This window comes from Lentzea fradiae, assembly GCF_900100955.1.
Taxonomy (GTDB): domain Bacteria; phylum Actinomycetota; class Actinomycetes; order Mycobacteriales; family Pseudonocardiaceae; genus Lentzea; species Lentzea fradiae.
In genome coordinates this window covers 24,258-46,964 of sequence record NZ_FNCC01000016.1, presented here as the reverse complement: position 1 = coordinate 46,964, position 22,707 = coordinate 24,258, and the positions used below count along the sequence as shown (strand labels likewise).

General features: G+C 70.4%; 20 protein-coding genes. 8 read left to right on the top strand and 12 right to left on the bottom strand.

Annotation, left to right across the window (positions count from 1 at the left end):
- Positions 1–154: 154 nt before the first annotated feature.
- Positions 155–3,016 (top strand): AfsR/SARP family transcriptional regulator, encoded by a 2,862-nt coding sequence (locus BLT23_RS32195; protein ID WP_090056328.1) that lies wholly within the window; start codon positions 155–157, stop codon positions 3,014–3,016.
- Between the two features lie 106 nt (positions 3,017–3,122).
- Here BLT23_RS32195 and BLT23_RS32190 read toward each other — a convergent pair whose 3' ends face one another.
- From BLT23_RS32190 to BLT23_RS32170, 5 genes are all read right to left on the bottom strand, one after another.
- Positions 3,123–3,479, bottom strand: a complete 357-nt coding sequence (locus tag BLT23_RS32190; RefSeq protein WP_090056324.1) for a hypothetical protein — start codon at positions 3,477–3,479, stop codon at positions 3,123–3,125.
- Positions 3,480–3,537: 58 nt separating this feature from the next.
- Positions 3,538–4,641, bottom strand: coding sequence for a glycosyltransferase family 4 protein (locus BLT23_RS32185; protein WP_090056321.1), 1,104 nt, complete (start codon positions 4,639–4,641; stop codon positions 3,538–3,540).
- Between the two features lie 9 nt (positions 4,642–4,650).
- Positions 4,651–5,415 (bottom strand): hypothetical protein, encoded by a 765-nt coding sequence (locus tag BLT23_RS32180; protein ID WP_090056317.1) that lies wholly within the window; start codon positions 5,413–5,415, stop codon positions 4,651–4,653.
- 465 nt (positions 5,416–5,880) lie between these two features.
- Positions 5,881–6,885: a C40 family peptidase gene (locus tag BLT23_RS32175; RefSeq protein WP_090056313.1), complete on the bottom strand. Its 1,005-nt coding sequence runs from the start codon at positions 6,883–6,885 to the stop codon at positions 5,881–5,883.
- Positions 6,886–6,950: 65 nt separating this feature from the next.
- Entirely contained in the window at positions 6,951–8,282 is a 1,332-nt protein-coding gene (locus BLT23_RS32170) for an NYN domain-containing protein (protein WP_090056872.1), read from the bottom strand.
- A gap of 182 nt (positions 8,283–8,464) precedes the next feature.
- Between BLT23_RS32170 and BLT23_RS32165 the strand changes: the two genes are divergently transcribed.
- Complete coding sequence (locus tag BLT23_RS32165) at positions 8,465–10,165, top strand: DEDD exonuclease domain-containing protein (RefSeq protein ID WP_090056310.1); 1,701 nt, start codon at positions 8,465–8,467, stop codon at positions 10,163–10,165.
- A 155-nt stretch (positions 10,166–10,320) separates the two neighbouring features.
- Positions 10,321–10,605 (top strand): Lrp/AsnC family transcriptional regulator, encoded by a 285-nt coding sequence (locus BLT23_RS32160; RefSeq protein ID WP_090056307.1) that lies wholly within the window; start codon positions 10,321–10,323, stop codon positions 10,603–10,605.
- Positions 10,606–10,677: 72 nt separating this feature from the next.
- On the opposite strand, the gene qcrB is transcribed toward BLT23_RS32160, so the two are convergent.
- The 4 genes from qcrB to ctaE form a co-directional block, all read right to left on the bottom strand.
- Positions 10,678–12,342: a cytochrome bc1 complex cytochrome b subunit gene (gene qcrB, locus BLT23_RS32155; protein ID WP_090056303.1), complete on the bottom strand. Its 1,665-nt coding sequence runs from the start codon at positions 12,340–12,342 to the stop codon at positions 10,678–10,680.
- Positions 12,339–13,469, bottom strand: coding sequence for a cytochrome bc1 complex Rieske iron-sulfur subunit (gene qcrA, locus BLT23_RS32150; protein WP_090056299.1), 1,131 nt, complete (start codon positions 13,467–13,469; stop codon positions 12,339–12,341). Before qcrA ends, qcrB begins: the two co-directional genes overlap by 4 nt.
- The gene (qcrC, locus tag BLT23_RS32145) at positions 13,466–14,278 is read right to left on the bottom strand and encodes a cytochrome bc1 complex diheme cytochrome c subunit (protein WP_090056296.1); all 813 of its coding nucleotides are present in this window, start codon (positions 14,276–14,278) and stop codon (positions 13,466–13,468) included. The genes qcrA and qcrC overlap by 4 nt, the downstream gene beginning before the upstream one ends.
- A 61-nt stretch (positions 14,279–14,339) precedes the next feature.
- The gene (gene ctaE, locus BLT23_RS32140; RefSeq protein WP_090056292.1) at positions 14,340–14,948 is read right to left on the bottom strand and encodes an aa3-type cytochrome oxidase subunit III; all 609 of its coding nucleotides are present in this window, start codon (positions 14,946–14,948) and stop codon (positions 14,340–14,342) included.
- A gap of 94 nt (positions 14,949–15,042) precedes the next feature.
- Here ctaE and BLT23_RS32135 point away from each other — a divergent pair, with 94 nt between their 5' ends.
- The 4 genes from BLT23_RS32135 to BLT23_RS32120 all read left to right on the top strand — a co-directional run bounded on the left by BLT23_RS32135 (position 15,043) and on the right by BLT23_RS32120 (position 18,246).
- The gene (locus tag BLT23_RS32135; protein WP_090056288.1) at positions 15,043–15,444 is read left to right on the top strand and encodes a hypothetical protein; all 402 of its coding nucleotides are present in this window, start codon (positions 15,043–15,045) and stop codon (positions 15,442–15,444) included.
- A gap of 77 nt (positions 15,445–15,521) precedes the next feature.
- Positions 15,522–15,932 carry a hypothetical protein gene (locus BLT23_RS32130; RefSeq protein WP_090056286.1) on the top strand — a complete coding sequence of 137 codons (411 nt, stop codon included), beginning with the start codon at positions 15,522–15,524 and terminating at the stop codon, positions 15,930–15,932.
- Positions 15,933–15,938: 6 nt separating this feature from the next.
- Positions 15,939–16,979, top strand: coding sequence for an anthranilate phosphoribosyltransferase (trpD, locus tag BLT23_RS32125; RefSeq protein ID WP_090056283.1), 1,041 nt, complete (start codon positions 15,939–15,941; stop codon positions 16,977–16,979).
- 583 nt (positions 16,980–17,562) lie between these two features.
- Positions 17,563–18,246, top strand: coding sequence for a lysophospholipid acyltransferase family protein (locus BLT23_RS32120; protein WP_090056279.1), 684 nt, complete (start codon positions 17,563–17,565; stop codon positions 18,244–18,246).
- A 174-nt stretch (positions 18,247–18,420) separates the two neighbouring features.
- On the opposite strand, the gene BLT23_RS32115 is transcribed toward BLT23_RS32120, so the two are convergent.
- Both BLT23_RS32115 and ctaC read right to left on the bottom strand, forming a co-directional pair.
- Positions 18,421–18,837: a cytochrome c oxidase subunit 4 gene (locus tag BLT23_RS32115; RefSeq protein WP_090056275.1), complete on the bottom strand. Its 417-nt coding sequence runs from the start codon at positions 18,835–18,837 to the stop codon at positions 18,421–18,423.
- A gap of 15 nt (positions 18,838–18,852) precedes the next feature.
- Entirely contained in the window at positions 18,853–19,785 is a 933-nt protein-coding gene (ctaC, locus tag BLT23_RS32110; RefSeq protein WP_425434433.1) for an aa3-type cytochrome oxidase subunit II, read from the bottom strand.
- Positions 19,786–19,966: 181 nt separating this feature from the next.
- Here ctaC and asnB point away from each other — a divergent pair, with 181 nt between their 5' ends.
- Positions 19,967–21,895 carry an asparagine synthase (glutamine-hydrolyzing) gene (asnB, locus tag BLT23_RS32105; protein ID WP_090056271.1) on the top strand — a complete coding sequence of 643 codons (1,929 nt, stop codon included), beginning with the start codon at positions 19,967–19,969 and terminating at the stop codon, positions 21,893–21,895.
- A gap of 45 nt (positions 21,896–21,940) precedes the next feature.
- On the opposite strand, the gene BLT23_RS32100 is transcribed toward asnB, so the two are convergent.
- Entirely contained in the window at positions 21,941–22,705 is a 765-nt protein-coding gene (locus tag BLT23_RS32100) for a class I SAM-dependent methyltransferase (protein WP_090056266.1), read from the bottom strand.
- Positions 22,706–22,707 lie beyond the last annotated feature (2 nt).

Genomic DNA, 22,707 nt, shown 5'->3' with positions numbered 1-22,707 from the left:
CGAGAAGTTTGTCGCCCCGGCCCCCCGACCGGGACGAGCACAAGGTTGCCGTACGGCGCTGACGTTTCGCTGACGCGTCGATGTCACTCCGCGACAGGGCGCCAATAGGCTGTCGGGCGGAGGGGGATCATCCGGCGACCACGAGGGGAAGGCGATGGCTGCGGGTCCGCAGTTCCGGCTGCTCGGCCCGATGGAAGTGCGCCTCGGCGGCTCGCCGGTCGTGCTCCGCGCGGGCAAGCACCGCGCGTTGCTGGCGACGTTGCTGCTGCGGCCGGACCGCGTCGTGCCCGTGACGGAAATCGTCGAGCACGTGTGGGGCGGCACGCCACCCGCGCGCACCCGAGGCACCGTGCAGACGTACGTCATGCGGCTGCGTGCCGCGCTGGGTGACCCGGCGTTGATCGAGACCGCGGCGGACGGCTACCGGATGCGGGTCGACCCGTTGTCCGTCGACGTCCACCGGTTCGCCGACGCCGCCGCACGCGGCCGTGCGGCCGCCGCCTCCGGCGACCTGGTGACGGCTCGCAAGGCGTTCGCCGAGGCGTTGGAGCTGTGGCGCGGCCCGGTGCTGTCGGACGTGCCGTCGGAGACCTTGTACGCCGAGCACGCGCCGCGGCTGACCGAGCTGCTGATGACGGTGCACGAGCAGCGCCTCGACGTGGAACTGGCGCTCGGCAACCACGCCGACGTCGTGCCGGAGCTGTTCGCGCTGACGCGGGACCACCCGTTGCGCGAGCGGTTCTGGGCCCAGCTGATGCTCGCGCTGTACCGCTGCAGCAGGCAGGCGGAGGCGCTGGAGGCGTTCCGGCAGCTCGACCGGACACTGGACGAGCAGCTGGGCATCGACCCGTCCGCCGAGCTGCGGTCGCTGCACCAGGCGATCCTCGTGGGCGCGCCGGAGCTGGCGGCCCCGGTGCCGCAGCGGGAGCCGGGACGCCCGCCCGCGACCCCGATGCGGCTGCCGGACGACCTGGCGGACTTCGTCGGCAGGACCGGGCACGTCGAGCGGATCTCGGCACTGCTCACCGGCGGGTCGGTGCCGATCGTGACACTCGCGGGACCGCCGGGCGCGGGCAAGACGACGCTCGCCGTGCACGTGGCGCACCAGCTGCGCGACCGGTTCCCCGACGGGCAGCTGTTCGTGGACCTGCGCGGCTACGCGCCGGGCCCGCCCGCGGACGGGATGGACGTGCTGTCGCGGTTCCTGCGGGCCCTCGGCGTGCCGCCGGACGAGATCCCCGCCGACGCCGACGAGCAGAGCACCGTGCTGCGGTCGCTGCTGTCCGGCCGGCGGATGCTGCTGGTGCTCGACAACGCCTCCGCGCCGGACCAGGTGCGTCCGCTGCTGCCGGGAACGGCGTCGTGCCGGGTGATCGTGACGTCCCGCGACGACCTGCGCGGCCTGATCGCGATGAACGGCGCCCGGACCGTGCCGGTCGGCGTCTTCACGCCCGACGAGTCGGCCGAGCTGCTGACGTCGCTGCTCGGCCCCGGCGACCACGCCGAGCTGGCGTCCCGGTGCGGCCACCTGCCGCTCGCGCTGCGCGTCGCCGCCGCCTACCTGGCTGGACGCGACGAGGTGACGATCTCCGGCTCCCCCATCGAGCTCGCCTACGCCGCACTGCCGCCCGCGCCTCAACGCCTGTTCCGCCTGCTGTCGGTCGTGCCGGGCCCGGACTTCACCGCCGAAGCCGCCTCGGCGCTGGCCGACGTCGACGCCGAGGGCCTGCTCACTGTGCTGGAGATCGCGCAGCTGGTCGTACCAGTCGCACCCGGCCGCTACCGGTTCCACGACGAGCTGGTCCGCTACGCCGCCGCGTTGCGCGAGGAGTCCGACAGCCCCGCCGAACAGGACCAGGCGTGGACAGCACTGCTGAACCACTACCTGCGCGGCGTCGAACGGTGCGCCGAACTGCTCTACCCCGGCATCCGCCGCCTGCCGTCCTCACCGGCGGGCCCGGTACCGAGGATCGCGGGCCCGGCGGAAGCCCTGGTGTGGCTCGACGCCGAACGCCTCAACGTCGCCGCCGCGATCCGCCACGCCGCCGAACACGGCCCGGCCCCGATGGCCTGGCTGCTCGCCGACGCCCTGCGCGGCTACCTGTGGATCGGCCAGGACGTGGGCGAATGGCTGGCGACCGCCCGCCACGCCCTCCGCGCGACCCAGGCCGCAGGCCACCGCCCGGCCGAAGCCGCGATGCACGCCAACCTGGGCACCCTCTACCTGCGCCTGGGCGAGTTCGCCCGGTCCGTGGAGCACCACCACCACGCTATCGAGCTGTACCAGGCACTCGGCGACGAGGACGCCGAGGCGAGCGTGCTGAACAACCTCAGCCTCGTCCACCGCCGCTCCGGCGACCTCGGCCTCGCCAAGGACGCGCTCGTGCGCTGCCTGCGAATGCTCCGCTCGGCCGACAGCATCAGCACCGGCCTGTACAACCTCGGCCAGCTCTCCGTCGAGCTCGGCGAGCTGGACGGAGCCGTCGAACACTTCTCCCAGGCCCTGTCCCTCGCCCCGACCGCCGACAGCCACGCCTACCTCGGCATGGCACTGCGCCTGCAGGGCCGCCTCGTCGAGGCACGCGCCCATCTCGAACGCGCCCTCGACCTCGGCAACGTCCCCGCCGGCGACGCCGAGGCCCTCGACAACCTCGCCTCCGTCGAACTGGCGCAGGGCAACCCCGAGGCCGCACTGACGTCCGCCTCCCGTGCCCTGTCCCTCGTGGCGGACGGCGGCGACCCGCAGGTGGCGACGTCCGTCCGGATCACGCTCGGTGAGGTGCGCCGCGCCCTGGGCGAACCGGAGGCGGCCGTGCCCCTGTTCGAGCAGGCCCTGACCACGGCCCGGCGGATCGGGTACGCGTCCGGGGAGGTGCGGGCACTCATCGGGCTCTCGGTGGTGTGGCGGGACATGTCCTGGTCGGCCCAGTCGCGGGACGCTGCGGAACAGGCGGTGCGGCGCAGTGCCGAGCTCGGCCTGCGGGCATTGGAGCGCCGGGCTCGAGCGCTGCTCTGAACGGGAAGCGGTGTGCGATATCCCGTATATCGCGCTCGCCGCCTGGGTCTTGATCACTGGCTGGTCTCCGTTTGCGGGGCAACATGTCGCGCGGATGACAACGTTGTCAGTTGACGAATCGACTACTGAGTCGATTCGTCAACCATGACGATGCCCCTGTCCACCATGTCCAGTACAGACATGAGGGCGTACACCTCATATAGATCAGCAACGTGATCGCCGACTCGACGATCGACGTGGACGTCAACATGGACGTCGACATTGACACCTGCGTCGATGTCGACCTTGACGGTATGCCTCCGCCCAAGTCGACGTTGACGGCCATGTCCACGTCCGCGTCCAGATTGACGTTCATGTCGACAGCCATGTCCACGTTCGTGTCGACAGCCATGTCGATGTCGATGTCGACGTCCACATCCGCGTCCACATCCGCGTCCGCGTCCGCGTCAATGTTGACGTCCACATGGACATCGACGCAGGGCGTCTTCGAGGTCGGTCGACGTCAGTCGATCAAGTCTTCGTCAGCCGATCAAGTTTTCGAGGCGGTGTGCCAACTGGTCCCAGCGCCAGTTGTCGCTCACCCACTCCCGCCCGGCGCGGCCCATCTTCTTGGCCGTCTCCGGGTCGGCGAGCAGTGCGGCGACCTTCTCGGCGACGTCCTCGACGTCGCGGCCGTCGACGACGTTGCCGGTGGTGCCGTTGAGCACCGTCTCCGGCGCGCCGCCGGACCGTCCGGCCACCACCGGCAGTCCCGCCGCCGACGCCTCGAGGTAGACGATGCCGAGTCCCTCGACGTCAAGGCCACGGCCGCGGGTGCGGCACGGCATCGCGAAGACGTCACCGGCGTTGTAGTGCGCGGGCAGTTCCTCCCACGGCACCGACCCGGTCAGCACGACGTCGCGGTTGCCGTCGGCCAGCTTCTCCAAGGTGCCCCGGTACGGTCCGCCTCCGACGATCAGCAGCGCGGCGTCCGGCACCGACCGCTGGATCAGCGGCAGTGCGTGGATCAGCACGTCCTGCCCTTTGCGCGGCACCAGCCGCGACACGCACACGATCACCGGCCGGTCACCCAGGCCGTACCGGCGGCGCATCTCGGCGCGGGCCGCCGGATCCGGGCGGTACAGGTCGGTGTCCACACCGGACGGCAGGTGTTCCAGTGCCGCCATCGGGCCGAACGCCGCGGCGAAGCGCGAGCGGGTGTACTTGCTGACGTACGTCACGACGTCCACACCGGACCCGATGGCCCGCAATGCCTGCCGTGCCACCGGAAGCATCGACCAGCCGACCTCGTGCCCGTGCGTGGACGCGACCGCACGGCTCAAGCCGAGTGACGGCGCGAGCAGCGCGAGAGGAGCCGCGGCACCAAACCACGCGGCGTCGCAGGACTCGGCGCGGGCGATGTCGCGGGCGCGATTCAGGACGTCCGGGGTCGGCAGCATCAGCGTCGTGGGGTGCCGCACCACCGGGAAGGGCTGCTTGGCGTCAAACTCCTCGGCGCCCTTCCACTTCGGCGCGTACACGACGAGGGAGTCCGCGGGCAGCCGTGTCGCCAAAGCGTGCAGGTAGGACTGGATGCCACCGGGACGGGGCGGGAAGTCGTTGGTCACCAGCAGGGTTCGGCGCACGGGCCAACGCTATCCGATGCGCGACTCCAGGAACGCACGCCAGCCCGCGACGTCGACGTCACCCAAGTCCACCGCGGACATCGACGCGTGCCGCCGGAAGAAGTCGACGACACCGCGCTCACCGAGCGTCGACTCCAGGTAGACCATGATCGAGTACGCCTGCTGGTAGGCGAGTTCGCGGCCAGGTCCGCCGAAGTCGGTGGGAACCGCCGCGACGTCCGGGGTCAGCGCCGGCGCGGCCTGCCGCAGCGACAGCCCGAGCCCGTGGAAGGCCACCCAGTCGGCGAAGCCCTCGACCAGCCACAGCGGGGCCGAGTCCGACGTGAGGTCACGCGTCGCGACATGGGTGATCTCGTGACGCAGCAACACGCGCAGTTCGAGGTCCGACAACGGCGCCGTGCGTGCCCGGTTCAGAACCACCCGCTGACCGGACTCGTCGCGGATCGCGACACCAGCCATGTCCGCGAACGCCGGCCCGACGAGCGCCACCAACTCAAGATCGGACGACGGCACGACGACGTCGACGCGTTCCGCCCAGCTGATATCCAATATATCGGCGACGCCGCGCACTGACTCGTCGACCATCCCGACGACGCGTTGCGCGAGTTCGCCGTCACAGGAACTGCTTGTCACGGTGCCGGACGACACCGTCAGCACAGCCTGCTCGCACCGGACGTCCTCGCCGGGCACCGCGACTGGACGCAGCGCGACGGTCAGGCCGAGCAGGAACGTCATGGCGACCGTGATCGCCAGCAACGTCCGGAGGTGCTTCACCGGCGCAAGGCTAGTGGTGCGGCTTGCGGCATGGCCGGGTGAACTCGCAAGGCAGACGGGTGGATCGCCACGCCGAACCCGAACCACCAGGTCCTCACCGCATCGTCGACCGAGCCACGCCACCAGCCACGCCATGCCGCCGGGCCGCCAGCCGCCTCACGCCGCCGAACCGCATCGCGCCGCCAAGCCGTGTCACCGCCAAGCCGTGTCACCGCCGGGCCTTGTCACCGCCAGTCAGCGCGACATCGCCAGTCAGCGCCGGACCGCCAAGCCGCGTCTCACCACCGGCCAGAGCCACACCATCGCCCGCTACGCCGCCTGCCCACGCCACACCGTCGGCCCGCGCCCTGCCAACCAGCTAGCTCGCAACACCCCCGTCAGCCCCCGGTCCGACGCCATGCCCCAGCCCGACGCCTCCCCCAGCTGGCCGTCACGCCCCGGTCCGACGCAGCCCTCGGCGCGACGTCAGCCTTCGATGCGCCGGATGACCGAGATCGGGCCGATGGCGTCGATCGGGGCGATCTTCACCGGTTGCCCCTCGGTCGAGGCGTGGACGGCGCGGGTGTTGTCGACCGCCATCGCCACGTGCGAGCGGCTGCCGTAGTAGATGATCAGGTCGCCGCCGCGGACCTCGCCCCTGCCGACCGGGCGGCCGATCACGGCCTGGCCCCCGGACGTGCGCGGGATCGCGACGCCGGCTGCCGCGTACGCCTTCATGGTGAGGCCGGCGCAGTCCCACGAGGTGGGGCCGGTGGCGCCGTAGCTGTACTCGTCGCCGCGCCGTGCCAGCGCGAACGCCAGCGCCAGACCGGCCACGCCCTGGGGCACCTCGACCTTGGACGTGTCGCCGGGGTCCTTCAGCTGTGCCGCGACGGGGGCCGGCAGCCTGGTCAGGGCTGTCCGCACCTCGCTGATCTGCCCCTGCAGTGCGCGGTTGCGTTCGTCCAGGTCAGCCTTGAGGCGTTCGGCGGCCGAGGCGGCTTCGGCGGCCCGGTCTCGGGCGGTCTCCGCCACCTGGTGTGCCTGGCGGGCCTTCTCCACCGCGCCGGAGAGGCGGGCGAGGGACTCGGCGCGGTCGGTGGCGAGGATGCGCATCATCTCGAGGCGGTTCAGGAAGTCCTGCTGGGAGTCCGCGACGAGCAGGGCCGACAGCTGGTTGAAGCGGGCGCCCTCGAACGACGCCTGCGTGATGAGGTCGACCTGGCCGCGGAAGTCGTTCTCCTCGGCTTTGGCCTGCTTCTCCACCTCCTGCGCGGCCGCGACGGTGGCGCTCGCCCGGTCGAGCTCCGCGCGGCGCTGGACGAGGTCCTCCTGAGCTCGCAGGACTTCCTCGTTGAGCTTCGTCGCCTGCGCCGTGAGGTCGGCGTACGCGCGCGCGGGATCGGCCGGCTGGGCGGCCAGGGACACAGCCGGCATGGCCGAGAGCAGCACGACGACAACCAGGAAGAAACGGGTGAGCTTGCGCGACATGAGGTCGCCGATCCCCCTCGCCAGAACAAGACCGCCAAGATCGACGGCGTCAGGCTACCGGGTGATCAAACGCGCCCGAGACGGGCCAGCAAGACTGCGGACGGTACAGGGTGTGCACCCCTGCGGCGTACCGAATCGGCGACGGCGCGGTCTGACGTCACCACCACCACGGGACGCCCTTCCGGCTCTGCCGTGACCAGCGCGCGGATCACGTCGTCGGCCAAGACGCCGGGGTCGCTGAAGAGCACGCGCACGCCCCGAGGGGCCGCCGCGGGCACAGCGACGACACCCGCGCCGTCGAACACCAACGTGACTTCCGCGCCCGTGCGCGCGGCGAGCACCGCGAGCTGGTGGACGAGGCGGTCGCGTTGGTCTGACAGCGACAGTTCCGGATAGCCGGTCTTGGTGACGTTGTAGCCGTCCACCACCAGGTGCACGGCGGGCAACGCCAGCAGCCGGTCGAGTGCAGCCGGGTCTTCCACGCGTCCCACGGCGCCCTGCGACGCGCTGGCGCCTCGCACGAGGTCGGCGGGACGGGGTCCGCTGCCCCCGAGGGCCAGTTCACGGCGCAGTCCTGTGACGGCGCCGTCGAGGGTGTCCACGAGCAACGCGAGCCGCACCTCGTCGGCCTGCCGGGCCTCGCGCGCGGACTGACGCGCCACCTCGGCGTCCGCGATGGCGCGCTGTGCCTTGCCCCGCTCGGTCTCGGCCCGTTCACGTTCGCGGTCGCGTTCCGCGGTGAGGCGTTTGACCTCCTCCGCGGCGCGTTCCTGGATCTTGGTCGCCTCGGCGGCCGCGGCCTCGGCGGCGTCCTTGGCCTCGCGCAGCTTCACGCCCTGTTCGCGCAACCGCTTGCGCAGGCGTTCCAGCTCGACCTCGGCCTCCGCGCGGACGCGTTCGGCGGCGGTGCCGAGCTGGCTGCGTTCGGCCCGCAGCCGTTCCAGCTCACCTTCCATCCGCTCCGCGCGCTGGACCGCCGCGTCCCGCTCGGCCCGCAGCGTCGCGTCGCCCACGCGCCGCGACACCAGCTCCACGTAGTGCGGCGCGACCTCGTCCCCGGTCAGCACCGCCGCGGCGGCCGCCGTCACCGGGTCCGGTGCCGTCACCTCCAACGTGGACGGCCGGTTCTTGCGCAGCCACTCCACGACGGCGGTGCGGAAGTTCGCGGAGTCCCGCAGCCCCGCCACGACCTGTGCCCCGCCCAGCCGCGCGCGTTTGGTCGGGGCGAACCTCGCCACCGGCCGCAGGTGCTGCGGAACGTCGACCTTCGCCATCTCGCCCAGCGCGTCCGCGGCCAGCTCCGCGAGCCTCACCCGCAGCGGCTCCGGCAGAGCCGACCAGTCCACAGCGGACTCGCCTGCCTCCTCGGCTGGCTGGTCGATCTCGGGCTCGGGCATCGGGTCGGGCACCCCCACAGGCTAGAGCCCTTCTCCACGGGCAGCGCACGGACATCTCCGCCCGTGGGAACAACGGCCCGGAAAAAGATCACACCACCACCCCAATGGAGCAGCCGCAGGTCACGGCCTCCCGAAAGGATCAGCGGTGAAAATTGTCAGACCCCGCCGCTAACGTCGGCGCCGTGACCGGACAACTGTCCTTCGACGAGCTCGGGACGCCCTTGCGCGACACCACCTTCGTCGTCTTCGACCTGGAGACGACGGGCGGCAGCGCCGAGGAGGACGCCGTCACCGAGATCGGCGCGGTGAAGATCCGGGGCGGCCGGGTGCTCGGCGAGTTCGCGACGCTCGTCGACCCGGAACGCGGCATCCCGCCCCAGGTCGCGCAGTTGACCGGCATCACACAGCTGATGGTGACGGGCGCGCCGACGATGCGGACGGTGCTGCCCGCGTTCCTGGAGTTCGCGGCCGGAGCGGTGCTGGTGGCGCACAACTCGGGCTTCGACGTGAGCTTCATGAAGGCCGCCTGCGAGCGGCAGGGCTACCGGTGGCCCAAACCGCCGGTGGTGTGCACGGTGAAGCTGGCGCGGAGGGTGCTGAGCCGCGACGAGGCCCCGTCCTGCCGCCTGTCCGCCCTCGCCGACCTGTTCCGCACGGCCACGAGGCCCACGCACCGCGCCCTGGCCGACGCCAAGACGACCGTCGAGGTGCTGCACGCGCTGCTCGAACGAGTCGGCAACGTCGGCGTGCACTCGCTCGAAGAGCTGCTGGCGTACCTGCCGGAGGTCACCCCGGAGCAGCGCCGCAAACGCTCGCTGGCCGCGCACCTGCCGTCGAAGCCGGGCGTGTACCTCTTCCGCGGCCCCAAGGAGGAGGTGCTCTACGTCGGCACGGCCTCCGACCTGCGCCGTCGCGTCCGCCAGTACTTCACCGCGAGCGAGGGCCGCCGCCGGTTGCGGGAGATGGTCGCGCTGGCGGTGCGGGTGGACGCGGTCGAGTGCGCCCACCCGCTGGAGGCGGAGGTCCGCGAGCTGCGCCTCCTGAGAGCGCACCGCCCCGCTTACAACCGCCGGTCGAAGAACCCGCACCACGCCTGGTGGCTGGTGCTGACCGAGGAGCCGTTCCCGCGCATCTCGCTCGTCAGGACCCCCAAGGACGGCGCGCTGGGGCCGTTCCGCACCCGCCAGGCCGCCGAGGCGGTGGCGGACGCCCTGCTGGACGCCGTCCCGCTCCGCTCGTGCAAGATCAAGATCCCGGCGGCCAACCAGAAAGCCACCCCCTGCGCCCTCGCCGAGCTGGGCCGCTGCAAGGCCCCGTGCGCCGGTCACCAGAGCGTCGAGGAGTACGCCCCCGCCGTCGTCGCGGTGCAGGACCTGGTCCTCGGCCGCAACGCGGACCCGCTGCGCACCCTCGTCACCCAGCTCACCGGTCTCGCCTCCGCCGAACGCTTCGAGGAGGCCGCGCGCCGCCGCGACCGCCTGGCGGGCCTGGTCCGCTCCCTCGACCGGGCCCAGCGCCTGGCGGCTCTCGCCGCGCTCCCCCAGCTCGTGGCGGCCCGCCCGGACCGCGAGGGCGGCTGGGAGTTCTCCGTGGTCCGCTACGGCCGGCTGGCCTCGGCCGGTGTGGCCCGTCGCGGCACCCGCCCGATGCCGGTGGTGGACGCGCTCGTCGCCTCGGCGGAGACGGTCGTGCCGACAGCCGGGCCGCTGCGGGGCGCTCCGCCGGAGGAGACCGGTGTCGTCCTGCGCTGGCTGGACCAGCCGGGCACCCGCCTCGTGTACGCGGACCAGCCCTGGTCGTCCCCCGCCGGTGCCGCGGCGGCCTGGGTGCCGTGGGCCGAGCAGGCCGCCGGTGCCCGCCCGATCCACGACCACTGGAACTGACCACGCCGGACGTGAAGCCGGTGCAACCGGCCCCGCGCCGCACCCACCCGTCCGAACCGGCCTGGGCAGCACGCCGCCGATCACCGGGTAGGGCAGACTACGGATGCTCGAGACACCGGAGCCCAGAGCCGAGCCCAAGACCCGAGGAGGACGCCGTGGTCACCGCCATCGTGCTGATCCAGGCCGCCGCCGAACGCATTCCCGAGGCCGCGCAGGAGATCGCCGACATCGACGGAGTCACGGAGGTGTACTCCTGCGCGGGCGACGTCGACCTGATCGCGCTGGTCCGCGTCAGCAAGCACGAGGACCTGGCCGCGCTGGTCCCCGGCAAGATCAGCAAGGTCGAGGGCGTGCTGAACACCGACACGCACATCGCGTTCCGCAGCTACTCGAAGCGCGACGACGAGGCCGCGTTCTCGATCGGCCTGGACGACCAGTAGGCCCGAGCCGCCACAGCCCCACGCGAAAGGCCCCCGTGGAAGTCCACGGGGGCCTTTCGCTGTCCTGGAAGGTCAGACCTTGGGGTCGGCAGGCTTGCCCGCGAGCTCGCTTGCCGTGTCCTCGGCGCTGGTGCCTTCGGTGACGTGCTTGCGCGCACGCGCGTTCTCCAGGGCCACGGTCTCCTCGACCGGGTCCGGCGACCACGTGCTGCCGGCGACCGGGTGACCGGCAGAGCCGAGCTTGTTCATCTTCTTCGGCACCGACGCGCCCTGGTAGGCGAGCGGGATCGGGTGGCCGTGGTCGTCCACCGGGCCGAGCGGCTGGTGGATCTCGATGAACTCGCCGTGCGGCAGGCGCTTGATGATGCCGGTCTCGACACCGTGCTCGAGCACCTCGCGGTCCGCGCGCTGCAGGCCGATGCAGATGCGGTACGTGATGAAGTACGCGATCGGCGGCAGGACCAGCATGCCGATCCGGCCCATCCACGTCGTCAGGTTCAACGAGATGTCGAACTTGTAGGCGAAGATGTCGTTCGCGCCCATCAGCAGCAGGACCATGAAGTACGTGATCGCCATCCAGCCGAGCGCGGTGCGGACCGGAACGTCACGCGGGCGCTGCAGCAGGTTGTGGTGCGCGTAGTCCTTGGTCATCTTGCGCTCGATCCACGGGTACACCGCCGCGATGCCGGTCAGCAGCGGCAGACCGAGGATGAACGGCAGGAACGGCGCCGGGATCGTGTAGTTGCCCAGGTAGAACTCCCACGCGGGCCAGATGCGGACCAGGCCGTCGGTCCAGCCCATGTACCAGTCGGGCTGCGAGCCGGCGGAGACCTGCGCGGGGTTGTACGGGCCGATGTTCCAGATCGGGTTGATCTGGAAGACGCCACCCATGATCGCGATGACACCGACGACGATGGCGAAGAAGCCACCGCCCTTGGCCGCGAACACCGGCATGATGCGGACGCCGACGACGTTGGTCTCCTTGCGGCCCACGCCCGGGAACTGCGTGTGCTTCTGGTACCAGACCAGCGCGAGGTGCGCCGCGATCAGACCCAGGATGATCGCCGGGATGATCAGGATGTGCGCGGTGTAGAGCAGCGGGATGATGTCCGTGCCGGGGAACTCCCCGCCGAACATCAGCCAGTTCAGCCACGTGCCGATGACCGGGAACGAGATCAGCAGCGCCGCCATGACGCGGAGACCGGTGCCCGAGAGCAGGTCGTCCGGCAGCGAGTAGCCGAGGAAGCCCTCGATGGCGCCGAGCATGAACAGCACGATGCCGATGACCCAGTTGATCTCACGCGGCTTGCGGAACGCGCCGGTGAAGAAGATCCGGAACATGTGGACGACGATCGCGCCCATGAACAGCAGTGCCGCCCAGTGGTGCACCTGGCGGACGAACAGGCCGCCGCGCGTCTCGAACGAGATGTCCAGGGTGGACGCGAACGCCCGTGACATCTCGATGCCGCGCAGGTTCTCGAACGAACCGTTGTAGGTGACCTCGGTCATCGACGGGTCGAAGAACAGGGCGAGGTACGTACCCGACAGCAGCAGGACGATGAAGCTGTAGAGCGCGATCTCACCGAGCAGGAACGACCAGTGCGTCGGGAAGACCTTGTTCAGCTGCTTGCGGATTCCGGACGCTCCGTGGAACCGCTCGTCGGCAGCGTTGGCCGCCGCCCCTGCGACGCGCGCGGCCGCGTTGGCCGGCTTCGTCGGCGTGGTGATGGCACTCATGACTTCCGCTCCCAGAACGCCGGACCCACAGCCTCGATGAAGTCGCTGCGGGCAACCAAGTATCCCTCTTCGTCCACAGTGATCGGAAGCTGGGGAAGAGGACGCGTCGCCGGGCCGAACCGCGGCTTCGCGTATTCGAAGACGTCGAACTGCGACTGGTGGCACGGGCACAGCAGCAGACCGGTCTGCTGCTCGAACAGCGACGTCGGGCAGCCCAGGTGCGTGCAGATCTTCGAGTACGCGTAGAGGTCGCCGTAGTTGAAGTCCTCCTGGCCGGCGCGCTTGGTGATCGCCTGGTTCGGACGCATGCGGATGAGCATGACCGGCGCATCGGCCCGCTTGAGGGCCGCGACCAGCGCGTGGTTGTCGCCGCGCTCCGACTCGCGGAACGGGAAGACCGTCTCGAAGCCGCCCGGCTCGATGTCCTCCGGGCGCACGAGCGAGACCTCGTGGAAGTCACCGGTGTGACGGCGCAGGTAGACCTTCTCGCCCGGCTTCTCCGGCTTCCAGCTGGTGTGCCAGAGCGAGTTCTTGGTCTCGCTGTCGGTGTGCGGGTTCTTCATCATCGCGCCGAGCGGGACAGCCGCGACGCCCAGGCCCAGCACGCCGGCGCCGAGGCCCGCGGTGCGCTTGATCAGGCTGCGGCGGCCGATGCCGCTGCGCTCACCCGCGTCGGCGAGCTCCGCGACCAGGGTCGCGCGGTCGACGGCGGCCGACGGGCCGTCGTGGCGCTGCTGCACCGCGAGCTCGTCGGGGAGGAACTTCTTGGTGTACAGCAGCGCGCCGACGCCCAGACCGACCACCGACAGGCCCAGGAACAGGCCGATCAGCGGGTTGTAGAGGCTGTGCAGGAAGTGACCGGTCTCGTTGGACGGGGACTCGTACTCCCACGGCCAGAACAGGAACACCCCGAGGAACGCGATGCCGGACAGCGCGGAGATGAGGAACCACACCGCCACCGACCGCTGAGCGCGACGCTCGGCGCGGGTGCCGGGGACCGGGAACTTCTCCTCGTAGTGGACGAGCTCGACGCCGTCCATCTTCGTGCCGAGCTTGACGAGCTCGTCCCGGCTCATCTCCGCGAGCTCCGCCTCGCTGGGCAGCTCGATCGGCTTGTCGCCGCTCATGCCTTGGCTCCGATCCAGAGGGTCACGCCGATGAGCGCGGCGATGCCCACGATGAACGCGATCAGGCCCTCGGAGACGGGACCGAACCCGCCCAGGGCGTTGCCGCCGGAGTTGTTCTTTCCGTCGGTGACCGACTTGACGTACGCGATGATGTCTTTCTTCTCTTCCGGCGTGAGCTGCCGCTCGCCGAACTTCGGCATGTTCTGCGGGCCGCTCAGCATCGCCGTGTAGATCTGCTCCTCGCTCACCCCGTCGAGGGCGGGCGCGAACTTGCCGGACGAGAGCGCGCCGCCACGACCCGTGAAGTTGTGGCAGCTGGCGCAGTTGAGGCGGAAGAGCTCGCCGCCGCGGGCGGGGTTGTCGCCACGCAGGGCCTCACCGGACTGGGCGGGCTTCTCCGGGCCCTCGCCACCGTTCGCGGTGATGTAGGCCATCAGCGCGTTGATCTCCTCGGGGGAGAGCTTCGCGGGCTTGCGGATGGCCTGCGCCTCCTGCCGCGACATGGGCATGCGGCCGGAGGAAGTCTGGAAGTAGACCGCGGCGTCGCCGACGCCGATGAGGCTCGGCCCGCGGCCCTCGACACCCTCGAGAGACTTGCCGTGGCAGCTCATGCAGGTGTTGAGGTAGATCTGCTCACCCTGGCGGACCAGGGCGTCCTCCTGCTGCGCCTGGGCGGTCTGCGCCTGCGGCGCGAAGGCGGCGAACAGCATGCCGGCGCTCAGCAGGGCGAAGCCCAGGGCGAGCATTCCGGCGACCCGGCGGCGCAGCTTCGTGCGGGCGCCGCGGGGGCGTTTCGTCGTGGTGGTCATGGTGTGCGGCAACCCTTGCTGTCAGTTCGGGAGCTCGTGGCTTGGCTGCGTGCTGACTAGGTCAGGGCACGATGTAGATGATGGCGAACAGGCCGATCCACACGACGTCGACGAAGTGCCAGTAGTACGACACGACGATCGCCGAGGTGGCCTGTGCCGGCGTGAACTTGCTGAGCTTCGTCCGGATCAACAGGTAGACGAACGCGATCAGACCGCCGATGACGTGCAGGCCGTGGAAGCCGGTCGTCAGGTAGAACACCGTCCCGTAGGCGCCCGACGGGATCGTCGTGCCCGCGTGGACCAGCTCGTAGTACTCACCCGCCTGACCGGCGACGAAGATCGCTCCCATGATCAGCGTCACGATGTACCAGCGACGCAGACCGAAGACGTCTCCCCGCTCCGCCGCGAACACACCCCACTGACAGGTGAACGACGACGCGACCAGGATGGTCGTGAAGACCGCCGCGTAGGGGAGGTTCAGGTGGGTGGGAGGCGGGGGCCAAGGTCCCTCGTTCTGGGCCTTCGCCGTGAAGAACATGGCGAAGAGGCCAGCGAAGAACATGAGCTCGCTGGACAGCCAGACGATCGTGCCGACGCTGACCATGTTCGGGCGGTTCAGCGAGTGCACGCGCTGGCCGATTGAAGGCGCTGCCGTGGTCACGAGCAGCATTATTGCTTGCGCTTTTTTGGTCCGCCCATCGGGTCCGGCGCGGATCATGGGTCGGCTGGGTCACACAGCGCGTGATCGTGGAGGAGAGCAGAGGATGAGCTTGCTGGGCCGATTGCGGGATCTGCTGCGCCGCGAGGAGGAACCCGCGCTGTCGGCCGACGACCCGGACCTCGTCGTGGTCGCGGAGGCGTTCGACGTCGCGGAGGCCGACTCGGCCGCCCTGGCCCGCTCCCCGCGGTGGCGGGCCGACGAGCCCGCTGTGCTGCGCCACCACCTGCGCATCCCCGCTGACCAGGTGGAACGTGCGCGTGAGCTGCTCGAACCGGACGGCTGGGTGGTCGTCGCGGGGGACGTGTCGCTCGCCAGCCGGGTGCAGAAGCTGGACGCGCTGCACTGCGCCCAGGAGCGGTCGCGGATGGCCTCGCTGGCGCAGCGGCTGGGTGGCGACGCCCTGGGGTGGGACGCCCTGCAACCCGAGCGGGAGACCGCCCGATAGCATCGCGGCGACCTTGGTCACTTTTCCGGGGTCGTTGCTTAGGACCGCAGTCGGCAGCCGCAGCGGAGGATCGAGACATGAGCACGCAGACCACGAAGATCCTGGTGTTCAGCCACCGCCCCGAGGTGCGTGAGACGATCATCACCGCGGTCGGCCGCCGCCCGGCCCCCGACCTGCCCCGCGTCGAGTTCGTCGAGGCGGGGACGATCGCCGACGTCCTCTACGAGGTCGACAACACCACCGTCGACCTGCTGATCCTCGACGGCGAGGCGCAGCCGACCGGCGGCATGGGCCTGTCCCGCCAGCTCAAGAACGAGATCACCGACTGCCCGCCGGTCGTCGTCGCGGTCCGCCGCAAGGACGACCGCTGGCTCGCCACCTGGTCGCAGGCCGACGCGGTGCTGGTGCACCCGCTCGACCCGCTGGCCGCCGCCGAGACCGTGGCCGAGGTGCTGCGGAGCTCGGCTGTTCCCGTCGTCAAGGGCTGAGCCGGCATGGCTGAACGCACCTGGTCCTCGCTGCTCAACCGCCTGATCGACGGCGTCGACCTGACCGCGGACGACACCGCGTGGGGCATGGACAGGGTGATGTCCGGCGAGGCGACCCCTGCGCAGATCTCGGCGTTCATCGTCGCGCTGCGCGCGAAGGGCGAGACGCCGGAGGAGGTCGACGGCCTCGCCACGATGATGCTGAACCACGCGCGCCGCTTCACCGTGGACGTGCGGGCGGCCGACATCGTGGGCACCGGCGGCGATCATTCCGGTTCGGTGAACATTTCGACGATGGCCGCGATCGTCACGGCCGCGGCGGGCGTCCCGGTCGTGAAGCACGGCAACCGTGCGGCGTCGTCGCAGTGCGGCACGGCGGACGTCCTGGAGGCCCTCGGCGTCGCCATCGACCTGCCGCCGGAGGGCGTGCGGGCCACCGTGGGCGAGCTGGGCATCGGCTTCTGCTTCGCGCCGGTGTTCCACCCCGGCTTCCGCCACGCGGGCCCGGTGCGGCGTGAGATCGGCATCCCGACCTCGTTCAACCTGCTCGGCCCCCTGACGAACCCGGCACAGCCCACCGTCGGCCTGATCGGCTGCGCGCGGGCGTCCGCGGCACCGCTGATCGCCGGCGTGTTCGCACGCAGGAACAACACCGCCCTGGTCGTGCGCGGCGACGACGGCCTCGACGAGATCACCACGACCACGACCACGTCCGCCTGGCTCGCCCAGGACGGCGTGGTGCGCACCGAGACCATCGACCCGGCGGCGCTGGGCGTGCAGCCCGCCCGCGAGGAGGACCTGAAGGGCGGCGACGCGTCCGTCAACGCCGAGGTGGTCCGCGACCTCGTGGCCGGCAAGACCGGGTCCGTGCGCGACGCCGTGCTCGTGAACGCCGCGGGCGCCATCGCGGCGCACGGCGGGTTCTCCGACGACCTGCACGCCGACCTGACGGCCTCGCTGAGCCGCGCGGCGGACGCCATCGACTCGGGCAGGGCGGCGACGCTGCTGAGCCGCTGGGCGGAGCTCTCACAGGCCCTGAAGGGCTGAGGCCGGGCTTCGGCTCGATCGGGTCCCGGACGCGGTGCGTCCGGGACGGGGCCTGGCGGGGCCGAGGCCGGGCGAGACCGGTGCCTGGCGGGCTCAGAGCTGGCGTGGCCAGAGGCTGCCGGTGCCGGAGGCTGCCCGTGCCGGAGCGGAGAGGGCATCGTCGACTCGGGCCAGAGCACTGGCTGGGCGCGACCGCCTGCTGCGCTCGGCTGCCGACTGAAGCCGAGGCGCTGGCTGAGCCCGAGGCGCTGGCTGAGCCCGATCGCTGGCTGAGCCCGATCGTCGACTGAGCCTCATCTCTGCCGGGCCTCACCGCCGGCCAGGCCGGGCTGCTGGTTCCAGTCGGCGGCTTGCCGGCGACACCCAGGTCCCCCGACCGATGCGGCCGGTTTCGCGCCCTCGTCCGTTTCGCGTCGCGTCCCGGGTCGTGACCGCTGCGTCACGCGTGTTTCGTCACACGTCGTCGCCGACGGGTGACCCAGCTCGCACGACCGCTGGACTTTCGTAGTCCGAGCGAGTGATGGACCCGAGATGCACGCCACGTGGCAACGTCGTGGCAATCCTCACCTGGAATGCTGGAGGCATGGTTCTCTACCCGGTGATGAAGCACGTCGTCGCGCGCGCAGCCCGTGTCGTCTACCGCCCGGTGGTCGACGGGCTGGAGAACATCCCTGCCGACGGGCCCGTCATCCTGGCGGCCAACCACCTCAGCTTCATCGACAGCGTCGTGATCCCGATGGTGGTGCCGCGTCGTGTGTCGTTCCTCGCGAAGGCGGAGTACTTCACCGGCACGGGCCTGAAGGGGTCGTTGTCGCGCTGGTTCTTCTCGTCGCTCGGTCACGTGCCGGTGCACCGCGGCAAGGGCCGTGACGCCCGTGCCGCGCTCGACACGGCCGCCGAGATCCTCGCCCGCGGTGACGCCTTCGCCATCTACCCGGAGGGCACCCGGTCGCTCGACGGCAAGCTCCACCGCGGTCGCACCGGTGTGGCGCGCATGGCGCTGGAGTCCGGTGCCCCCGTCGTGCCCGTCGGCATCATCGGCACGGACAAGGTCCAGCCGGTCGGCAGCAAGTTCCCGAAGATCGTGCCGGTGACGGTCCGGTTCGGCGAGCCGCTCGACTTCAGCCGGTACGACGGCATGCAGGACTCGCTTCCGGTCCTGCGCAGCGTCACCGACGAGATCATCTACCGCATCCTCGACCTGAGCGGCCAGGAGTACGTCGACGCGTACCAGAAGACGCCGGAGAAGCTTCCCGCCGCCGCGTAAGTCCTCAGCACCTGCGAAAAGGGCCCGTCCCGCCAGCTCGGCGGCACGGGCCCTTTTCGCGTGAAGGACGCAAACTGATATGCGATATATCACATATCGATTTATCGTCCTGCGAGACGACGAAGGCCCCCTCCACCGGGGAGGGGGCCTCGCAAGTATCCGATATATCGGATATCAGTCGTGGTTGGGGCCGGTGTGGTACTCGAACACCAGACCGCCGACGGCGACCAGCACCAGGACGACGGCGACGACCAGCAGCCACACCTGCCAGAACGCCACGGCGACACCGGTGATCGCGGCCGCGGCCGCGAGGCCGACCGGCCAGTACGAGCCGGGGCTGAAGAAGCCCAGCTCACCGGCACCGTCGGAGACCTCGGCCTCGGGGTTGTCCTCCGGACGGACCTCGATGCGACGGGCGACGAACCGGAAGTAGGTGCCGGTGATGAGGGCCAGACCGCCGGACAGCGCGAGCGCCACCGTGCCGGTGGGCTCGACGTGTCCGGTGGCCAGGTGCGTCCAGTAGCCGTAGACGATGGCCATCAGGAACGAGAAGGCCATCACCAGGTCGAATACGCGAGCTTCGATCTTCATCGCGGGGGCGTGTCCCTACTTCTGACCCGCGCCGGAGGCTTCACGAGCCGTCCGGTCGGTGTTGAACGGGGTGGTCGTGGTGGCCAGCGGCGCACACAGCTCACCGCAGTTGACCTGCGCGAGCGCCTCGGCCGTGGTGTACGGCTTGCCCGTCTTCTCGTTGACCTGCTTGCGCAGCTCGATGTACCGGTCGAAGTCGTCCGACTCCAGGGCGCGGACCTCGAAGTTCATCATCGCGTGGTAGGAGCCGCACAGCTCGGCGCAGCGGCCGACGAACGCGCCGGGCCGGTCGATCTGGTCGATCTGGAAGACGTTGTCCTGGTTGTTCTTCTCCGGCATCGGGAAGACGTCCCGCTTGAAGTGGAACTCCGGCACGAAGAACGAGTGGATGACGTCGGTCGAGCGCAGCGAGAACTGGATGCGCTTGCCGGCCGGGAGCACCATCACCGGGATCTCGCCCGAGGTGCCGACCGTGCTGACCACGTTGCCCTCTTCGGTCTTGTGGTCGGGGTACTGGAACTCCCAGTTCCACTGGAACCCGATGACGTCGACGGCCACGTCCGGCTTGCCCGACTTGTCCGTCACGTAGTTCTGCGTCACGGCCGTGAAGTAGAACAACACCGCCACGATCACCGTCGGCACGACGATGAGCACGACCTCCAGCGGGAGGTTGTACGCGGTCTGACGCGGCAGCTCTTCCGACTTCTTGCGGTGGAACACCACCGACCACAGGATCAGGCCCCACACGATGACGCCGACGACCAGCGCCGCGATCACGGACCAGGTCCAGAGCTCGCGCATCTCCTCGGCCTGCGGCGTGACGGCCTGAGGCCATCCGAAGCGCAGCACCTCGTCCGTGGAGCAACCGGTGGCCCCGATACCGACCAGGCCGACCAGCCCAGCGGTCTTCACCAGCCGGGATGCCCTGGTGCCCTCCTTCAGGCCCACTGCTCGCCCGCCTCCTCGTTCCATGCCAACGGATCAAGCGGGAGCGTAGCTCAGCTGAACGACGCTCACCCCTCGGGGGCACCGCCGCTGCGGTGCAGTTTCGGTCACAGGGACCCCCTTCGGCATACTGGGGGCTTCCCCGTGGTCTTCCCCTTCCTGTTCCTTGAGAGGTGCGAGAGCCTTGTGCGGCCTGGCAGGACTTGTTTGCCCCAGCGAGAACGAGGCGGAGAACGCACGGCCTGCGGTGGAGGCGGCGCTGCGCTGCATGCGTCACCGCGGGCCTGACGAGAGCGGAACCCGGCGGGTGGACGAGGTCGTCTTCGGCTTCAACCGGCTCGCCATCATCGACATCGAGCACTCCCACCAGCCGCTGACCTGGGGACCGCCGGAGTCGCCGAACCGGTACACGATCAACTTCAACGGCGAGATCTACAACTACCTGGAGCTGCGGGCCGAGCTCACCGAGAGGCACGGCGCGGTCTTCCACACCGACGGCGACACCGAGACGATCGTCGCCGCCTACCACTACCTCGGCCAGGCCGCGATCACGCGCCTGCGCGGCATGTTCGCCTTCATCATCTGGGACTCCGAGCGCGACGTGCTCTACGGCGGCCGCGACCCGTTCGGCATCAAGCCCTTGTACTGGGCGCAGGGCAGGCGCGGTGTCGCGTTCGCCAGTGAGAAGAAGATCCTGCTGGAGATCGCCTCGTCCCTCGGCATCGAGCCGACGATGAACGTCAAGGGCCTGCAGCACTACCTCACGCTGCAGTACGTGCCGGAGCCCGAGTCGCTGCACGAGCAGATCTCGCGTGTCGAGTCGGGACACTCGTTCACGCTCACGCCGGGCACGCGGCCGAAGTTCGAGCGCTACTTCCCCGCCAGCTTCAAGGTCCGCACCGTGCGCAGCGAGGCCGAGGCGAACGCGCTGTACGACGACATCACCGCCGCGCTGCGCGACTCGGTCGCCAAGCACATGCGCGCGGACGTGACGGTCGGCTCGTTCCTGTCCGGCGGCATCGACTCGACGGTCGTGGCGGCGCTCGCCAAGGAGCACAACCCGGACCTGATCACGTTCACGACGGGGTTCGAGCGCCAGGGCTTCTCCGAGGTCGACGTGGCCGCGGAGTCGGCTGCGCTGATCGGGGTGAAGCACGTCGTCCGCACGGTCAGCGCGCAGGAGATGATGGACGCGCTGCCGCTGATCACCTGGTACCTCGACGACCCGGTGGCGGACCCGGCGCTGGTGCCGCTGTGGTTCATCGCCCGTGAGGCGCGGCAGCACGTGAAGGTGGTGCTGTCCGGCGAGGGCGCGGACGAGCTGTTCGGCGGGTACACGATCTACCGCGAGCCGTTGTCGCTGGCGGCGTTCGAGAAGGTGCCCGGCGCGCTGCGCAAGGCGATGGGCAAGGTCTCGACGAAGATCCCGCACGGCGTGCGGGGCAAGGACTTGCTGCGTCGCGGCGCGCTCACGCTGGAGGAGCGCTACTACGGCAACGCGCGCATCTTCCTCGACGACCACCTGCGCCAGGTGCTGCGGACGTACGACCCGGCTGTGTCCCACATGGACGTCACGGCCCAGCCGTACCGCGAGTCGCGCGACTGGGACCCGGTGACGCGGATGCAGCACGTGGACCTGTTCACGTGGCTGCGCGGCGACATCCTGGTCAAGGCCGACAAGATGACGATGGCGAACTCGCTGGAGCTGCGGGTGCCGTTCCTCGACCCGGAGGTCTTCCGGATCGCGTCGCAGATCCCGAGCGACCTCAAGATCACGCCGGACACCACGAAGTTCGCGCTGCGCAAGGCGATCCGCGACATCGTGCCCGCGCACGTGCTGAACCGCCGCAAGCTCGGCTTCCCGGTGCCGATCCGGCACTGGCTCAAGGACGAGATGCACGACTGGGCCGTGGACGTGGTGCGTTCGTCGCAGACCGACCGGTACATCGACAAGGGCGCGGTGCTGCGGCTGATCGAGGAGCACCGCTCCGGCGTGCTCGACCACAGCCGCCGCATCTGGGCGCTGCTGGTGTTCATGATCTGGCACGGCATCTTCGTCGAGGCCAGGATCCAGCCGGTCGTGCCGGAGCCGCAGTACCCGGTCAAGCTCTGACCCGCACGTCCAGGGGCCCCTCCGCGGAGGGGCCCCTGGACGTCTCTACCTGCGGCCCTGGGCGCTGCAGATCGCGTACGAGCTGACGACGGTCTGCGGCGCGGCCATCAGTTCCAGATAGCGGTCGAACTCGTCGTCGGTGAGCGGCAGCTTCGCGCGCACCAGGCTCGCGGTGGCGGCGAGCATCCGGCAGCCGGCCGAGCCGCCCCGCCACTCCTGCACCTCGCGCGCACCGCTGACGTCGCGCAGGCCGGTGTCGGCGAGGGCCTTCTCGATGCGCGCACCCCAGGCCAGCTCGGCACCCGCCTGGTCGAGCAGCGTGAGCAGGGCGTTCTTCACGCGCATGATCAGCTTCGCGTCGTCGGGGGCGGCCGAGACGATGTCGAGCGGCAGGTGGTCGAACTCCTCCAGCACCAGCCAGCCGCCGGGCCTCAGCGCGTCGCGCAGCTTGCGCAGGACCGTCTCGCGCGACGGCAGGTGGAAGAGCACGAGGCGGGCGTGGACCAGGTCGAACGCGTTGCCCGGCAGGACGCCGGACGCCACGTCGTGCTCCAGGACGGTGACGTTGTCGCGCTCCTCGAGCCGCGACACGTCGAGGTCGGTCACGGTGACGTGGCCGGAGGGAGCGACGGCGTCGGCGAGCCAGTTCGCCACCGACCCGCCGCCGCCCCCGATCTCGAGACAGCGCCAGCCGTCGGCGACGCCGAGCTGCCCGGCGCGGGCGAAGGTGCCCTCGTCGAGCAGTGAGCTCAGCGCGTCGAACTTCGGATCAGGCGACTCACCGGTGTCGCCGTACAGGTACTTCCCCATCA

Bases quoted from the DNA above. Each gene is read 5' to 3' on its own strand.
- BLT23_RS32195 (WP_090056328.1), top strand. From the start codon at position 155: ATGGCTGCGGGTCCGCAGTTCCGGCTGCTCGGCCCGATGGAAGTGCGC.
- BLT23_RS32175 (WP_090056313.1), bottom strand. From the start codon at position 6,885: ATGTCGCGCAAGCTCACCCGTTTCTTCCTGGTTGTCGTCGTGCTGCTC.
- BLT23_RS32170 (WP_090056872.1), bottom strand. From the start codon at position 8,282: ATGCCCGAGCCCGAGATCGACCAGCCAGCCGAGGAGGCAGGCGAGTCC.
- qcrB (WP_090056303.1), bottom strand. From the start codon at position 12,342: ATGAGTGCCATCACCACGCCGACGAAGCCGGCCAACGCGGCCGCGCGC.
- qcrA (WP_090056299.1), bottom strand. From the start codon at position 13,469: ATGAGCGGCGACAAGCCGATCGAGCTGCCCAGCGAGGCGGAGCTCGCG.
- qcrC (WP_090056296.1), bottom strand. From the start codon at position 14,278: ATGACCACCACGACGAAACGCCCCCGCGGCGCCCGCACGAAGCTGCGC.
- ctaE (WP_090056292.1), bottom strand. From the start codon at position 14,948: ATGCTGCTCGTGACCACGGCAGCGCCTTCAATCGGCCAGCGCGTGCAC.
- BLT23_RS32135 (WP_090056288.1), top strand. From the start codon at position 15,043: ATGAGCTTGCTGGGCCGATTGCGGGATCTGCTGCGCCGCGAGGAGGAA.
- BLT23_RS32130 (WP_090056286.1), top strand. From the start codon at position 15,522: ATGAGCACGCAGACCACGAAGATCCTGGTGTTCAGCCACCGCCCCGAG.
- trpD (WP_090056283.1), top strand. From the start codon at position 15,939: ATGGCTGAACGCACCTGGTCCTCGCTGCTCAACCGCCTGATCGACGGC.
- BLT23_RS32120 (WP_090056279.1), top strand. From the start codon at position 17,563: ATGGTTCTCTACCCGGTGATGAAGCACGTCGTCGCGCGCGCAGCCCGT.
- BLT23_RS32115 (WP_090056275.1), bottom strand. From the start codon at position 18,837: ATGAAGATCGAAGCTCGCGTATTCGACCTGGTGATGGCCTTCTCGTTC.
- BLT23_RS32100 (WP_090056266.1), bottom strand. From the start codon at position 22,705: ATGGGGAAGTACCTGTACGGCGACACCGGTGAGTCGCCTGATCCGAAG.